Source organism: Gilliamella sp. App4-10, from assembly GCF_001690495.1.
GTDB lineage: Bacteria > Pseudomonadota > Gammaproteobacteria > Enterobacterales > Orbaceae > Gilliamella > Gilliamella apicola_G.
In genome coordinates, this window is record NZ_LZGS01000031.1 from 1 (window position 1) to 421 (window position 421).

Genomic DNA, 421 nt, shown 5'->3' on the forward strand with positions numbered 1-421 from the left:
AATAGTATTAATGAAACTTGAATATATAAAATACTAAAAAGAGTTATCAGTATAAAAAATTGTAAGTAATTATTTTGGCTATTCTGAATTTAGCTGCGATAACGCTTCACAAGATGCATTTGCTACTGATTTGAAAATAGCGATCTTAGTGATTCTCAAAATTCAGTTATTAATCTATAAAAAGAATTACCCATTAATTATTGACGAATTCACTATGTTCGAAGATATATCAAAACATTTTAATACGGTTAATTATAAATATAGTGTTAAAAGCGCACCTAAACAAGCTTATTATTGCCAACCACTATTTATACTATTCATCAAAAATAACTTAGATTGCGAAAATAGCGACGTAATGTCAGAATTTAAAAATGATTTTCCTAAAGGTGTTAACTATTATTACGATATTAATAATAAATAA

Annotated in this window: 1 protein-coding gene; it reads left to right on the forward strand. The window is 24.9% G+C overall.

Annotated elements, in window-relative coordinates; all coding sequences use genetic code 11:
* Positions 1-214: 214 nt before the first annotated feature.
* Positions 215-421 carry a hypothetical protein gene (locus A9G23_RS04630; protein ID WP_065586507.1) on the forward strand — a complete coding sequence of 69 codons (207 nt, stop codon included), beginning with the start codon at positions 215-217 and terminating at the stop codon, positions 419-421.

What these genes read in the sequence shown, in the direction of transcription:
- A9G23_RS04630 (WP_065586507.1), top strand. Translation starts at nt 215, where the DNA reads ATGTTCGAAGATATATCAAAACATTTTAATACGGTTAATTATAAATAT.